Origin of the sequence: Methylobacterium nonmethylotrophicum, assembly GCF_004745635.1 — a bacterium.
Lineage (GTDB): Bacteria > Pseudomonadota > Alphaproteobacteria > Rhizobiales > Beijerinckiaceae > Methylobacterium > Methylobacterium nonmethylotrophicum.
On sequence record NZ_SRLB01000027.1, the window covers coordinates 37020 to 50814 of the forward strand.

The following is a 13795-nucleotide window of genomic DNA, read 5'->3' on the forward strand; positions in this document are numbered from 1 at the left end:
CACCCTCCGCGAACGCTCACCGGGGAGGATGTGCCACCGCTAGCTTGCGCGGGGGTTGGGGCGTCAGAACCCCGTCGCGATCCGCCCGTAGGCGGCCTCCGCGAAGGCGTGGATCTGCCCGCCCACGAAGGTGCCGGTGACGAGCAGCACCAGCAGGATCACCACGATCTTCGGCACGAAGGTCAGGGTGACCTCCTGGATCTGGGTGAGCGCCTGCAGGAGCGCCACCGCGATGCCGACCAGCATCGCGGCGCCGACCGCCGGACCGGCGGCGACGATCACTGTCCAGATCGCGGCGCGGACGAGTTCGAGGGCGTCGACCTCGTTCATGCGAGTCTCCGAGGGAGCGGGCGCGCTACTGTATCACGACCCCGGAGGTGAGCAGCACGTCGGTGCCGCTCGTGAGCCGCGCCACCGCGCCGTCGCTCGTCACCTTCACCGACTTGACGGTCCCGGTCACGGTGCCGTCCGCCGAGGTGAGGGTGCGGCCGATGACCGAGTCGGCCTGCTCGAGGAAGCTCGAGGAGAGCAGCGAATCGAGCTTCTGGTTGGTCTTCGTCGCCTGCTCGACCTGCGAGAAGGTGGCGAGCTCGCTGACATACTCCGTCGAGTCCATCGGCTTCGTCGGGTCCTGGTTCTTGAGCTGCGCCATCAGGAGCGTCAGGAACGTGTCGGCGTTCATCGAGGCGGCGACGGAGCTGCCGGCCTTGGCGGCGGTGGCGGTCGCGGAACTGCCCGCGGTGGCGCCGGTGATGCTGTCGACGGTCATTCAGGCCTCCGGGTCGAGGGCGGTCAGGGATGAGGGGACGGGCCGCCGGCTCTTGGCCACGGGCCGACCGGTCGCGCGCTCCCGCGCCCGCTCGGCCCCGTGGGTGCGCCGGCCGAGGGCGGCGAGCGCCGGCACCGGCGCGGCCGGCATCGGGGCGCCCGCCATCAGGGCGGCCTCGAGCGGATAGAGCCCGCGGATCAGCTTCAGGGCCTCGAACAGGCGGCCGGCCTCGACGAGGGCGTGGGCGGCGGCGAGGCCCTCGTGCAGCTCCACCTCGCCGGTGGTCGCCAGCAGCCCGGACCGGAGGCCGTCGTACAGCGCCCGCGCCGCCCCGGCCTGGCCGGGATCGATCAGCATCGTCTGGGCCGCGAAGTAGAGCTGGCGCAGGGGCGTCGTCGCGTCCTCGGCCTGGAGCACGTGGCTCTCGAGCAGGAAGGTCGCGTCGTTGAGAAGCTCGATCGCCACCTTGCGGTCGACCCTCAGCACGGCGCCGTTGATGTAGATCCGCTCCCCGGCTCGCAGCGAGAGACGCATGGCGCGGCTCACCGCAGCCCGTCGCGGATCGAGGTGTTCACCTCGATCAGGGCGGCGAGGCTGCGCTCGGGGGAGCGCAGCACCTCGCCGGCCTCCTGCATGGTCCAGGCGCCGATCGACACGAGGTCGTCGCGCAAGGCGGGCGGCAGCGCGTTGTCGGGCCCCAGCAGGTCGGCGATCAGGACGTTCCAGAGATCCTGCACGAAGCCGACCGCCGCGGTGCGCTCCGGCCCTTCGAGGCCGCGGGCCTCCACGTCGCGCAGGAGGTCAAGCGCCCGGTCGAAGGCCGCGCGCTCGCGCTCGCGGCCAATCTCCGGGGCGTCCTCCAGGATCTCGGAATAGGAAAAGCGGTACATCGAGCCGATGCCTCGTCGGTCTGGTGTCTGCGCGTGTCGGGGTCGTGGCGCGATGCGCCCTCGGCCGGACGTCACGCGACGTATTTCAGGAGCGTCAGTTCCTGGAGCTGCGCGGTCAGCGAGTAGGACATCTGGAGCTGGGTCGTCGCGGCGTTCACCCGGGTCTTGGCCTCGGCCGGATCGACCGCTTCGAGGCGGGAGATCTCCTTGGTGATGAGGTTTGCTTGCGCATCGAGCCGGGTGTTGGCGTCGGTGATCCGGGACTGGCTGCGGCCGAGATCGGCCTGGAGCGAGACCAGCCCGGCGCTGGCCTTGCTCAGGAGGCCCATCACCCGGTCCGAGACCACCGCCTGCGCATCGCCCGAGAGGCCGGCGAGGCCGAGCCCCGCCACCACGGCGGCCTGGGCGAGCTGGCGGAACGGCGTCGCATCGGCGGTGACCGAGGTCGTGACGCTCTCGCTCAGCGAGATCCGGCTGGTCACCGGTGCGACGGAGGCCTGCGACCAGGCGGTGCCCCAGTTCGGGTCGGCGAACTGGGCCGCGAGCGTGCCGTCGAGGAAGCCCTGCACCTGCGACGCCGTCAGGGTGGCGGTCCGGGGGTCGTCGGGCGGGAAGCCGAAGGCGGTCTGGAAGGCCGAGGCTGCGGCGCTCCTGGCCGCCGCCGCCGCTCCGCCCCGGATCGGGTTCGTGCCGGTATTGGTCCCGCCGAACAGCGCCTGCCCGGCGCTCGTGCTGTTGAGGAGCCCGGTCAGCGACGCCAAGGCGTCGTCGGCCGAGGCCGCCATCGCGGCGATGCGCTTGTCGGCCGGGAGCCCGGTCAGGGTGGCAAGCGTCGCGTCGGCCGATTTCTGCATCTGCTGCAGCGCATTCTGGCTCGCGGCGAGGCGCAGGGCGGTCAGGCCGTTGCCGTCCTTCAGGGCGGCGATCTCCGCCGCGCTCTGGCGCAGGGTGAGGCTGCGGCTGACCTGGCCGCCGAGCGCCAGGCCGGTATCGGCGTGGCGCCCATCGGCGATCTCCTGGCTGGCCTTGGCGATCTCGGCCTGGAGCCGCGCGGCGCCGCTGCGGGACGCGTTCCACAGGCTGAGGCTGGAGATGTAGCTCGTGGTCATCATGGCTGGCGGGGCTCTGTCTCTGGGTGGCCGTTCCCGAATCGCCTCACCGGACCGCGTCCAGGAGGGTCTTGAGGAGGGCGTCCACCATGGTCAGGATCTTGGCCGAGGCGGTGTAGGAGCGTTCGAGCTGCAGGGTCAGGGCGGTCTCGTCGTCGCCGTTGACCCCGACGGCGTTCGACAGGGCGTCGCCGGCCCGGGCGAGCAGCGTCTTCTGGTAATCCGCGCCGCTCGAGGCGGCCTTGCGGGTCGCCTCGAGCCAGCCGGCGGAATCCGCCGCGAAGCCCGAGAGCGTCGCGGTCTCCCTGAGCGACGGGCCCGGGTCGAAGCTGCGCGCCGCGCCGAGCCGGCCGGTCAGGTCGCGCAGGCGGTCGGCATAGCCCGTGCCCGCGGTCGGGTTCGTCCGGTAGGCGCTGCCGTTCATGCCGCCGTCGCGCAGGGTCGCGACGTCGCCGCCCGCCTGCGGATCAACCGCGGCGTTGAGGGCGATGCGGCCGGCAAGCCCGAGGGAAGAGGCCGGCAGGGCGTTGCCGGCATCGGCCGTGAACAGGCCGGCGGCCGGGCCGCGGTAGAGCGGGTCGGCGGGGCTGCGCTGATCCGCCTCCTGGAAGGTGTCGATCAGGGCCCCGGCGATGGCGTCGAGCTGGTTCTCGTAGGCGATTGCGGTCTCGTCCCGGAGGGTGGCGAGACCGGCGAGGCGCCCGCCCGTGATCCGCATCGGCGAGGAGGCTCCGGTGACCGGCACGCCGTCGACCGTGACGGCCCCGCCCTGCGTGCCGGCGGCGTAGGCCGCCGTCGGGGTGAAGCCCACCGTCCGGGCGCCGCGGTCGTAGAGCGCCACGCCGCTGTCGGTGGTGATCGCCATGTCGCCGCCGGGGCGGTCGACGACCGTGATGCCGATCTCCTCGGAGAGCTGCGACAGGATGCGGTCGCGGTCGTCGAGGCTGTCGCTGACGTCCTGGCCGCTCGCGGTCCCCCGCATCACCGCCCGGTTGGCGCGCTCGAATTGGCCGAGCAGGTCGTTGATCCGGGCGACCGAGTCCGCCATCGCCTGGTCGGCCTGCGCGCGCACGTCGTGCACGGTGTCGGCCGCGCCGTTGAGGCTGGCGGCGAGGTCGCGGGCGCTCTCGACCGCGGCCCGGGCGAGGGCGGTGTCGTCCGGGCGGTTGGCGGCGGAGAGGAGCGCCGCGTTGAAGGCGCCGAGCCGGGCGGCCGGCGAGCCGGCCTCGGCGGTGTCGCCCACCGTCCGCGACAGGCTCGTGAGGCCGTCGAGCAGGGCCTGGCTCCCCGCCGAGGCGGAGGCGGCCGAGAGCTTGCGGGCGAACAGGGCGGCATCGCTCGCCCGCGCCACCACCACCGTGACGCCGCCGCCGCTCACCACGGTGGCGATCTTGCGCGAGTAGCCCGGATCGTTCGCCCCCGCGGTGTTGCGGGCGGAGGCGGCGATCTGGCTCGACGTGGCGAGCAATGCCGAGCGCGCGGTGTTGAGCGCGAGCGAGAGACCCATCTGTCAGCTCCCGGTGGCCGTCGTCGGGGCTACCGCTTCAGGTTCATCAGGGTGTCGAGCATCTCGTTGCCGGTCATGAACACCTTGGAATTGGCGGTGTAGACCGTCTGCGACTCGATCATCGAGGTGAGTTCGGTGCTGACGTCGACGTTCGACTGCTCGAGCGCGCCGGCCTTGAGCGTGCCGCGGCCGTTCTGGCTGGCGAAGCCGACCTGGATGTCGCCGGAATCGACGCTCACCCGGAAGACGTTGCCGGAGCGCGGCTCGAGGTTGTCCGGGCTCTCCACCGTGGCCAGCGGCACCTTGAAGGCCGCCATCCGGGTGCCGTCCGCGAAGGTGGCGTAGACGGTGCCGTCGCTGCCGAATTCCGAGCCGGTCACCGCCGCCGGCGCCGCGCCGTCGGCCTGGCCCTGCAGCCCGTAGCTTCCGGCGAGCTGCGTCAGGCCGGAGATGTCGATCGTCATCGGGTTGCCGTTGCCGCCCGGGACGGTGAGGCCGATCGACTTCGGCCCCGTATAGGCCACCGGCGGGCCGGCGACCTGGGTGCCGGCGATCCTGCCGTTGGCATCGAAGCCGACCGTGGTGCTGGCGAGCGCGGTGCCGGCCGGCAGGGTCGGGGTGGTGCCGGCGGGGGTGGGGTTGGCGGCGGCGTCGTAGATCGACATCGTCCAGGTGCCGCCGGTGTTCTTCGCCAGGTAGACGTCGAGGGTCTGGGCCTTGCCGAGCCGGTCGTAGGTCACGAGCGAGTACTTCTTGGCGTACTGGCCGGCGGGCGTCGTCGTGCCGTCGAGCGGCAGGTTGCCCGAGAGGGCGCCCTCGGCGGTGGGCTGGGCCCGGGCGCTCACCGACGACAGGTTGATCGGCACCATGTCGGTGACGCTGTTGAGCGTCGGGTTCGGGTCGCCGTTGAGCAGGCTGTAGCCCATCAGGGTCATGCCGGCGGCGTTGGTGAAGTTGCCCGTCACCCCGTCGACCACGAAGTTGCCGGCCCGGGTCAGGTAGGGCGCGTTGGTGGCATCCTTGACCACGAAGAAGCCGTTGCCGTCGATGGCGATGTCGGACTTCGAGGTGGTGGAGGCGATGTTGCCGCCCTCCGTCACCGCGCGGCGCACGACCGTCCCGACCGAGCCGGAATTGTAGTTGCCGCTCGCGCTCTCGGCGATCAGCAGCGAGGAGAACTCCGTCGAGCTGCGCTTGTAGCCCGTGGTGCCGGAATTCTGGATGTTTTCCGCCACCGTCGAGATGCGGTTCGACTGGGCGTTCATGCCCGAGACACCGGTGCGGAGCACGCCGATGAGACTCATTGCGGGACCTCGTTCGTCAGAATGCTTGAGTTGGACGCGGACAGGACAGGAACAGCGATGGTGACGCTCGGGGCGGAATAAACCCGACCAGGCTTGCGCGGGGCTTGGACGGGAGGGTCCGGGGAGCGGGCAGGGGGGATCATCCGGTTCAGCCCCGCAGGCTCTGGGCGAGTTCGAGGAAGGCGTCCCGGCTCGGCGGCTGCCCGGGATCCTGGCGCAGGGCGTCGTAGATCCGCGGCACCAGCCCGATGGCCTGGTCGAGCTCGGCATCGCTGCCGGCCCGGTAGCCGCCCATCAGGCGCAGGTCCCGGGTCTCCTCGAAGCGGGCCATCATCGCCCGGAGCTTGCGGATCAGGTCGCGCTGCTCGGGCGTCCAGACCTCGGTGGCGAGCCGCGAGATCGACCCGAGCAGGTCGACCGCCGGGTAGCGGCCCTGCTCGGCGATCGCCCGGTCGAGGACGACGTGGCCGTCGAGGGTGCCGCGGATCGAGTCGGCGACCGGGTCGTTGTGGTCGTCGCCGTCGACCAGCACCGAGAACACGCCCGTGATGCTGCCGCGGCCCTCGAGGCCGGGGCCCGCCCGCTCGAGCAGGCGCGGCAGGTCGGAGAAGACGCTCGGCGGGTAGCCGCGGGCCACCGCCGGCTCGCCGGCCGCCAGCGCCACGTCGCGGGCGGCATGGGCGTAGCGCGTCACCGAATCGACGATCAGCAGCACCGATTCGCCGCGGTCGCGAAACGCCTCGGCCACGGCGAGGGCCACCTTCGGCGCCTGGCGACGCATCATCGGGCTCTCGTCGCCGGTGGAGACCACCACCACGGCGCGCCCGCGGCTCGGGGCGAGCGGGCCTTCGAGGAACTCGCGCACCTCGCGCCCGCGCTCGCCGACGAGCGCCACCACGACGCTGTCGAAGCCCTCCGCCCCCGCCAGCATGGCAAGCAGCGTCGACTTGCCGACGCCCGATCCCGCGAAGACGCCGATGCGCTGCCCGGCGCAGAGCGGGGTGAACAGGTCGAGCACCCGCACCCCGGTGCGCAACGGCGCCCGCACCCGGGCCCGGCCGAGGGCCGCCGGCGGGTCGGCGTCGAGGGGGGCGGCGCGCTCGCCGGGGGTGAGCGGCGGCCCGCCATCGGCCGGGCGCCCGAGGGCGTCGATGACGCGGCCCTTCCAGCTCGGGTCCGGCCGCAGCTCCGCCGGCCCCAGGCGATGGACCAGCGTGCCGATCCCGGCCTCAACCCGGCTCTCGTAGGTCTTGAGCGTGGCGCCCTCGGCGTCGATCCGGACGATCTCGCCGACCTGGCTCCGCCCGGTCCCCGCGATGGCCATCCGGTCGCCGAGGCGCACGAAGGGCGCGACGCCGCCGATGCGGCAGGCGCTCGCGGTGACCTCGCGGATCGGCCCGCCGATCCGCACCAGGGCCCCGTCCTGCCGCGCCGCCGCCACGGCCTCGGTCAGGCGCGCGATCGGATCCGGCGCCATCTCCCGGCCCGTCATCTCACGATCCTTGCGGCGAGAGCGACTTCACGGCGCTCTGGAGCGAGGATTCGGCCTCCTGGCTCGCCGCGGCGGCGCTCTCGAAGGCGCGCTGGATCGTGATGAGCTTCGTCATCTCCATGATCGGGTTGACGTTCGAGCCCTCGACGTAGCCCTGGACCACGCCGATGCCGGTGAAGTCCTGCACGGGCCTGGCCGGCAGGCTCGGCGTCACGGCGTTGCCGGGCGCGCGGGCAAGCGTCGCCTTCTTGTCGAGGGTGAATACGCCTAACGCCCCGACCTGGTTGGTGCCCTGGTAGATGCTGCCGTCGCGCGCGATGGTCGGCGGGCCGGCCTGCGGGTCGAGGAGGAGGGGCGAGCCGCCCGGATCGAGGACTGCCTGCCCGGTGAGGGTGCGCAGCTGACCCGTCGCGTCCATCGTCAGGCGGCCGTCGCGGGTATAGGCCGGCCCGGACGTGCCGGCGATCCCGAGCCAGGCATCGCCCTGGATCGCGACGTCGAGGGGGGAATCGGTCTTGGCGATCGGGCCGGAGGCCCGCGTCAGGTAGGTGTCGCCCGAGTTCACGAAGGCCACCGCCCCCTTGGTCGCCTGGGCGAGCAGGGCCGAGAACTTCGTCTCCTCGGCGCGGAAGCCCGCCGTCGCCATGTTGGCGACGTTGTTGGCGGTGGTGGTCAGGCGCTTGTCGAGAGCGACCTGGGCCGAGAGGTTGACGTAGAGGCTGTTCTGCATCGCCGCCTCATGCCGCGTCGTTGCTGAACAGCGCCAGGATCGGGTCCGAGGCGGTGTTGTTCTGCGCGTCCCAGATCGCCGCGAAGCGCCGGGCGAAGGCCTCGACCTTGGCCGGGTCCTGGAAGCTCGCGAAATCGACCTTGCTGCCGATGAAGCTGGCGCGCTGCGCCAGGGCCTCGCTGGTGGTGGCGCCGCTCGTCGCGGGCAGGCCCAGCACCGTGTTGACGACCTGGGTCAGGGCGGTGTCGCCCAGGACGTCGTAGCCGCTGTTGAGCGTCGGGGCCTTGCGGGCGAAGTAGAGGGCGAGGCGGACGCCGGTATCCTCGGCGCCGGCATCCGATTCGAGGCTCTGCTGGAGATAGGCGTCGACCACGGCCTTGACGTTGACGTCGGGCGCGACGTCCGTCCCGTTGCCGATGTCGACGGCGGTCTGGCCGGGATCGGACAGGAGGGCGTTGCTCACCGTCAGCGTGCGGGTCTTGCCGCCGGCGAGGGTGACGGTGTCGGCGTTCGCGCCGTCGCCGCCGGCCTCGCCGTCGAGGCCGAGATCGGTGTAGCCGGTCGTTTCGAAGGACAGGCGGCCCTGCATGGTGACGCTGACCTCCACCTTGCCCATCAGACCGCCGGCGCCCGACGCCGCGATCTGGGCGTTGATCGCCGTGGCGATCTCGGCCTGGGTCACCTTGGCGAGGTCCGCGACCCTGCCGGCGAGGCTCGCCTTGTTGAGGACGATGGTGGCCGTCTTCGTCGTGGTCGCGTCGACCTGGGACGCGATCACGAAGCGCGCCTCGTTGGTGCCGCTGAAGTCGGTGGCCTCCGCGAGCGCTCCGGTGAGCGAGAGCTGCGCGCTGCCCGGCAGGGCATAGCCGCCGGCGGTGAGCGTCGGGTCGGTGCCGGTCGCGCTGGCCGCTTGCGAGAAGTCGAAGGCCTTCGCGAAGGCGACGTAGCGGTCATCCGCCAGGCGGTTGGCGAAGGCGGTGGAGTCGGCCGTGCCCTCGGTCAGGACCTTGCGCATGAACGCCTTGGCGTAGGTCATGTCCTCGAGGCCGAAGGCCTTCATGGCGTAGGCGTAGAGCCGCTGGTCGGCCATGAGGTCGTCGACCGACTTCACCTTGCCGATATTGGCCTGGTAGTAGGCCGTCTCGCGGGCCACGACCGCCTCGGCGCCCTTGCGCTGCAGCGAGGTCGCGAGGTTCCGCGACAGGAGCACGTAGCTCGTCAGGGTGCTGGTCACGGATCGATCTCCGGCCGGTCGGCGCGGTGGGTCGGGGCAGCCGGCGGCCGCCCACGGACGGGTCTCCGCTCTAGGCGGCCACCCTTGCTCGAGGCTTGCCGCATCGCGCTCACAGCGGGGTCGGCCCGATGATGGTCTCGGTGGTGATGACGATCCATCCGGCGCCGGTGCTGCGGATCGACAGCACCCGGCCGGCCCCCGGCAGGGTGGAGCCGACCCCGACCTCGTGCAGGCCGTCGCGGCCCTCGACGAGGGCCTGGCCGGCGGAGGCGCGCCGCAGGGCGAAGCCCGAGGGCGGCGTCGCCGGGCGCACCGGAAGGCCCTCGGCGGAGGCCGGCGCGGGCGCGGGCGGCGCCTCCGGCAGCGAGCCGGTGATCAGGGGATCGAGCTCGGCCTCGGGGGCCCGGTCGTCGGCGGGCGCGCGGCCCTGCGCGACGGTCCGCTTCCAGGCGAAGGGGCCGGCGGACGCCGGCAGCACTGCCCGCACGTCGTAGGGCCGCGCCGGCTGGGACAGGGTGTAGCCGGCAAAGCCCGTCGCCGTGAGCGCCAGCAGGATCGCGGCCCCGAACACGCCGCGCTCGGCCGCGGCCTCCCGGGCCCGGCGGCGGGTGATCAGGCCCGCGACCGGGCTCTCCGGGGGAAGGGAGGGGCGCTTCGTCGTGGCCGGATTTGCGGGCATGGCCGGGATCGGTCGGAACGTGGATGGCTAACGAGGCATGAAGGATCAGGCTTGACGGACGGTTAACGCGACCCGAGAGGCGCCCGCGAGGAGCGGCCGGGCGTTCCGCCGGCCCGGGAAATGCCGTAAGCGTTGCGCGACGGGCGCCAGGGGGCGGGGCAACGCATGACCGATCTGAGGCAGGCCGACGGCGCCGGGGACGGGGAGGGGCGCGAGCACGAGGCCGCCGGTCCGATCCCCCGCGCGGGCCGGCGGCTGCGCGTCGTCCAGCAGGGACGGATCGTGCTCGGCCCCGACCGCCTCGTGTCGTGCCAGGTCCTGGACGTCTCGGCGGGGGGCGCGCGGCTGCGCCTGCCGGCCCGCGTGACGCTGCCGGACGCGTTCACGCTCGTCATCGCGGCCCACGACCTGCGCACCGTCGCGGCGCGCCTGCGCTGGCGCCGGGGCGACTTCGCCGGGGTGACCTTCGGGACGGTGGGATCGCCGCCGGATCAGGCGCGAGCCTGAGCCGATCGCCCTCGGCCGGAGCCGGCAAGGGCGGCGAGGCTCACGACGAGCCGTCCGCCTGCCCGCACGGCCAGGCCTGGCCGTGAACCGCGTTCACCCCTCCCGCTCGAAGATCAGGTTCAGGCGGGTCTTGGCGGTGCGGCGGTAGCCGTGGCGGGTGAGGAGGGCGGTGAGGTCGGTCTGCCACAGGTCGGTGCCGTCCTCGACGATGAGGAGGGCCGGGTGGAGCGAGCGCGGCGCCTGGCGCAGGAACGGCTCGAGGATCAGGTCCTCGGCGCCCTCCACGTCGAGCTTGACCGCGTCGATCCGGGTCAGGCCCTCGCCGCGCACGAGATCGAGGAGCGAGACCGCCGGCACCCGGATCGCCGCGCCCTCGTTGGTGCCCACGACCTTGAGGCTCGACTCGCCGCGGTTGCGGGGATCGACGAACAGGGTCATCTCCCCGGCCTTGTCGGCCACCGCGCAGGCCACCGCCTTGACGGTGCCGAACGGGTTCTGGGCGATGTTGAAGGCGAGCCTGTCGAACACGTCCGGCTGCGGCTCGACCGCCAGGATCCGGGCGCCGGGGCCGGCCTGCGCCGCCACGAACAGCGCGTAGGCGCCGACATTCGCCCCGATGTCGAGGAAGACGCAGTCCGGCCGCGCCCGGCCGGCCAGGACCTTCTCGACCAGGATCCTGCGCTCGGCCGGGTCGAAGAACTGCGGGGTGAAGAGCACCTTCTTCTCGCAGTTGTTGTTGTAGGGGTGCAGGCGCATCCGCGCCCCGTAGCGCTCGACGTCGAGGGGCCGGCCGCGCAGCATCTGGATGGCGCAGCGGCGCAGGAGCAGGGCGAGGCGCCGCGCCCGCCAGTTCTCGTCGGGCAGGCGCTCGGTGCGCGAGACGATCCAGCGCACGAGCCCGGCGGGCGCGTAGGTGCCGAAGGGATGGAGAGTCTGTGTCATCATGCCGGTTCGAAGCCGCAGGCCGCCGCGGCCGTCCCGCGCGGGCGCGGGGCGGGTGGGAATCTCGTGGCGCGCCTCATGCCACCCCGGCGGGCGGGCGGCAACGGGCGGCCTCAGGCGAGGGGACCCGGGATCGCCTGCTCGGCCTCGTGGGTCAGCCGCGCCTCGTGCCGGCGCACGAACAGCCACAGGGCGATCCCGCCGAACACCACGATGGCGAGGAGCCCGAGCCCGATCGGCCCGACGACGTGCTCGATCGAGCGGCCGCACAGATAGGCGCCGAAGCCCATCAGCGAGGCCCAGGCGAGGCCGCCGGCGGCGTTGAACAGGAAGAAGCGGCGGGCGTCGAACTGGTTCACTCCCGCGAGCAGCGCCGCATAGGCCCGCAGCATCGCGGTGAAGCGGCCGAAGAACACGATCTTGCCGCCGTGGCGGCGAAACAGGTACTGGCCGAGCTTGAGCCGGCGATGGTCGAGGGCGATCTTGCCCCCGTGCTTGAGGAGCAGCGGCATGCCCCAGCGCCGGCCGACCCAGTAGCCGAGATTGTCGCCGATGATCGCCGCCGCCGCGGCCGCCAGCACCACGAGGCCGATGCGCAGCTGGCCGGTCGAGCCGGCATAGACGGCGGCCGAGATCAGCGCGGTCTCGCCGGGCATCGGCACGCCGGCGCTCTCGAGGGTGATCACCAGGAAGATCGCCCAGTAACCGTAATGCGAGATCAGGTCGGCGACCGGCAGGTCGTGGAGGAAATGCATGCGGGGTCCGCGGACAGTCGACGCCCGGCGGCGCCGTGTCGCGCCCGGGTGTCCTGAGAGGTGTCCTGAGATAAGGGATCCGATCGTGGCTCTTCCAGGGCAACGCTCGGGTGGCGTTCAGCAATCGTGAGGCAACATCGTCGTCGCACTGGCGACGCATTGCCGTGCGGAATGGCCGGGGTGGCGCCGGGGGGACGGCCACTGGCGGCGGCGTATCGGGGCGATGGGCCGCAGGCGCCATCCGCGCTGACGGTACGACATGTATGGGCGTCGCGGGGGCGCGAGGTCGGTTTTCTAAGTCCGGGTTGTCCAGGTCGATGAACGAATTGTCTCCCATCCGGACCGACGACGCGGTCGAGACGCCGCGCCGCCGGCGCGGCCGCGGCCCGGTCTGGCTCATCCTGCTGCTGGCGCTCGCCGCCGGCGGCATCTGGGCCTACCGCACCTACCTCCCCGACGGGTTCAGGAAGCCCGAGACGCAGCAGGCCAGCACCGGCCGCCGGGGCGGCGGGCGCCGCGGCGGCGGGGGTGAGGGGCCGCAGGCGGTCGGCGTCGCCGCCGTCCAGAAGGGCGACATGCCGGTGGTGCTCTCCGGCCTCGGCACCGTGACGCCGCTCGCCACCGTGACGGTGCGCTCGCAGGTGAGCGGCTACCTCACCCAGATCGGCTTTCGCGAGGGCCAGACCGTCAAGGCCGGCGACTTCCTGGCCCAGATCGACGTGCGGCCCTACGAGGCTTTGCTCGCCCAGTACCAGGGCCAGCTCCTGCGCGACCAGGCGCTGCTGCAGAACGCGCGCCTCGACCTCGCCCGATACCAGACGCTCAACCGGCAGGACTCGATCTCGAAGCAGAACGTCGACACCCAGGCCGCCACGGTCAAGCAGTACGAGGGCGTCGTCGCCTCCGACCAGGCGCAGATCGACCAGCAGAAGCTCAACATCAGCTACGGCCGCATCACCGCCCCGGTCGAGGGCCGGGTGGGCCTGCGCCAGCTCGACCAGGGCAACTACGTCACCGCCGCGTCGACCAGCATCGTGGTGGTGACGCAGCTCCACCCGATCTCGGTGCTGTTCACCCTGCCCGAGACCGTGCTGACGCGGGTGATGGACCGGCTGCGCGCCGGCGCCACCCTGCCGGTGCGGGTCTTCGACCGCTCGGACACCACCGAGATCGCCCGCGGCACCCTCGACACCGTCGACAACCAGATCGACGTCACCACCGGCACGGTGAAGCTGCGCGCCCTGTTCCCGAACAAGGACGACCGGCTCTTCCCCAACCAGTTCGTCAACGCCCGCCTCGACGTCGACACCGTGCGCGACGCGGCGCTGGTGCCGGCCGCCGCCGTGCTGCGCGGCACGCCCGGCACCTACGTCTACCTGATGACCGGCGACGACAAGGTCGCGGTGCGCCCGATCGAGATCGGCGAGAGCGACGGCGTGCGCACCGTTGTGACGAAGGGTCTCGCGGTCGGCGACCGGGTGGTGGTCGACGGGACCGACCGGCTGAAGGACGGGGCGCAGGTGCGCGTCACCGGCGGGCGGCCCGAGAAGGCGGCCGGGCCGGAGGCGGAGGCGAAGCCGGCAGCGCCGGCGGACGGGGAGGGCGCGGCGGCCCAGCCGCGGCCGGAGGGCCAGCGGCAGGAGGGGCAACGCCAGGATGGCCAGCGTCCCGAGGGCGAGCGCCCGCATCGCCGCCGCCAGCAGAGCCAGAACCCGTGACCATGACGAGGCGCACCGGCCATAACCCTCCCCCCTCTGCGGGGGAGGGTGCCCCACGGAGTGGGGCGGGAGAGGGGAACCACGCTTCCGGAGAGGTCGCGCGCGTCATGAAGGACGCCACATCCGGCACCGTCGCGCTGCCCCTCTCCCGGCCTGCTC

At 72.7% G+C, this 13795-nt stretch carries 15 protein-coding genes; 2 read left to right on the forward strand and 13 right to left on the reverse strand.

The window, feature by feature from the left end; genetic code table 11:
- Positions 1–63 precede the first annotated feature (63 nt).
- The 11 genes from EU555_RS27195 to EU555_RS27245 form a co-directional block, all read right to left on the reverse strand.
- Positions 64–330, reverse strand: a complete 267-nt coding sequence (locus tag EU555_RS27195; protein ID WP_109958366.1) for a flagellar biosynthetic protein FliQ — start codon at positions 328–330, stop codon at positions 64–66.
- A gap of 25 nt (positions 331–355) precedes the next feature.
- Complete coding sequence (gene flgD / locus EU555_RS27200) at positions 356–769, reverse strand: flagellar hook assembly protein FlgD (protein WP_135418522.1); 414 nt, start codon at positions 767–769, stop codon at positions 356–358.
- Positions 770–1303 carry a flagellar biosynthesis repressor FlbT gene (flbT, locus tag EU555_RS27205; protein ID WP_135418523.1) on the reverse strand — a complete coding sequence of 178 codons (534 nt, stop codon included), beginning with the start codon at positions 1301–1303 and terminating at the stop codon, positions 770–772.
- Positions 1304–1311: 8 nt separating this feature from the next.
- The gene (gene flaF / locus EU555_RS27210) at positions 1312–1659 is read right to left on the reverse strand and encodes a flagellar biosynthesis regulator FlaF (RefSeq protein ID WP_135418524.1); all 348 of its coding nucleotides are present in this window, start codon (positions 1657–1659) and stop codon (positions 1312–1314) included.
- 71 nt (positions 1660–1730) lie between these two features.
- A complete protein-coding gene (locus EU555_RS27215; RefSeq protein WP_205821003.1) occupies positions 1731–2771 on the reverse strand; it encodes a flagellar hook-associated family protein in 1041 nt (346 codons plus the stop codon).
- A 43-nt stretch (positions 2772–2814) separates the two neighbouring features.
- Positions 2815–4275: a flagellar hook-associated protein FlgK gene (gene flgK / locus EU555_RS27220; protein ID WP_135418525.1), complete on the reverse strand. Its 1461-nt coding sequence runs from the start codon at positions 4273–4275 to the stop codon at positions 2815–2817.
- A 29-nt stretch (positions 4276–4304) separates the two neighbouring features.
- On the reverse strand, positions 4305–5579 hold the full coding sequence (locus EU555_RS27225) for a flagellar hook protein FlgE (protein ID WP_135418526.1): 1275 nt from the start codon (positions 5577–5579) through the stop codon (positions 4305–4307).
- A gap of 148 nt (positions 5580–5727) precedes the next feature.
- Positions 5728–7071, reverse strand: coding sequence for a flagellar protein export ATPase FliI (fliI, locus tag EU555_RS27230; RefSeq protein ID WP_425375160.1), 1344 nt, complete (start codon positions 7069–7071; stop codon positions 5728–5730).
- Position 7072: 1 nt separating this feature from the next.
- Positions 7073–7801 carry a flagellar basal-body rod protein FlgF gene (gene flgF / locus EU555_RS27235; protein ID WP_135418527.1) on the reverse strand — a complete coding sequence of 243 codons (729 nt, stop codon included), beginning with the start codon at positions 7799–7801 and terminating at the stop codon, positions 7073–7075.
- 7 nt (positions 7802–7808) lie between these two features.
- Entirely contained in the window at positions 7809–9035 is a 1227-nt protein-coding gene (locus EU555_RS27240; protein WP_135418528.1) for a DUF1217 domain-containing protein, read from the reverse strand.
- 109 nt (positions 9036–9144) lie between these two features.
- Positions 9145–9714 (reverse strand): hypothetical protein, encoded by a 570-nt coding sequence (locus tag EU555_RS27245; protein WP_245524525.1) that lies wholly within the window; start codon positions 9712–9714, stop codon positions 9145–9147.
- Between the two features lie 165 nt (positions 9715–9879).
- On the opposite strand from EU555_RS27245, the gene EU555_RS27250 reads away from it, so the two are divergent.
- Positions 9880–10221, forward strand: coding sequence for a PilZ domain-containing protein (locus EU555_RS27250; protein ID WP_135418529.1), 342 nt, complete (start codon positions 9880–9882; stop codon positions 10219–10221).
- 93 nt (positions 10222–10314) lie between these two features.
- Here EU555_RS27250 and EU555_RS27255 read toward each other — a convergent pair whose 3' ends face one another.
- Positions 10315–11163 (reverse strand): FkbM family methyltransferase, encoded by an 849-nt coding sequence (locus tag EU555_RS27255; protein ID WP_135418563.1) that lies wholly within the window; start codon positions 11161–11163, stop codon positions 10315–10317.
- 113 nt (positions 11164–11276) lie between these two features.
- Entirely contained in the window at positions 11277–11918 is a 642-nt protein-coding gene (locus EU555_RS27260) for a DedA family protein (RefSeq protein WP_135418530.1), read from the reverse strand.
- A 317-nt stretch (positions 11919–12235) separates the two neighbouring features.
- Between EU555_RS27260 and EU555_RS27265 the strand changes: the two genes are divergently transcribed.
- Positions 12236–13636: an MdtA/MuxA family multidrug efflux RND transporter periplasmic adaptor subunit gene (locus EU555_RS27265; RefSeq protein ID WP_135418531.1), complete on the forward strand. Its 1401-nt coding sequence runs from the start codon at positions 12236–12238 to the stop codon at positions 13634–13636.
- Positions 13637–13795: the final 159 nt, after the last annotated feature.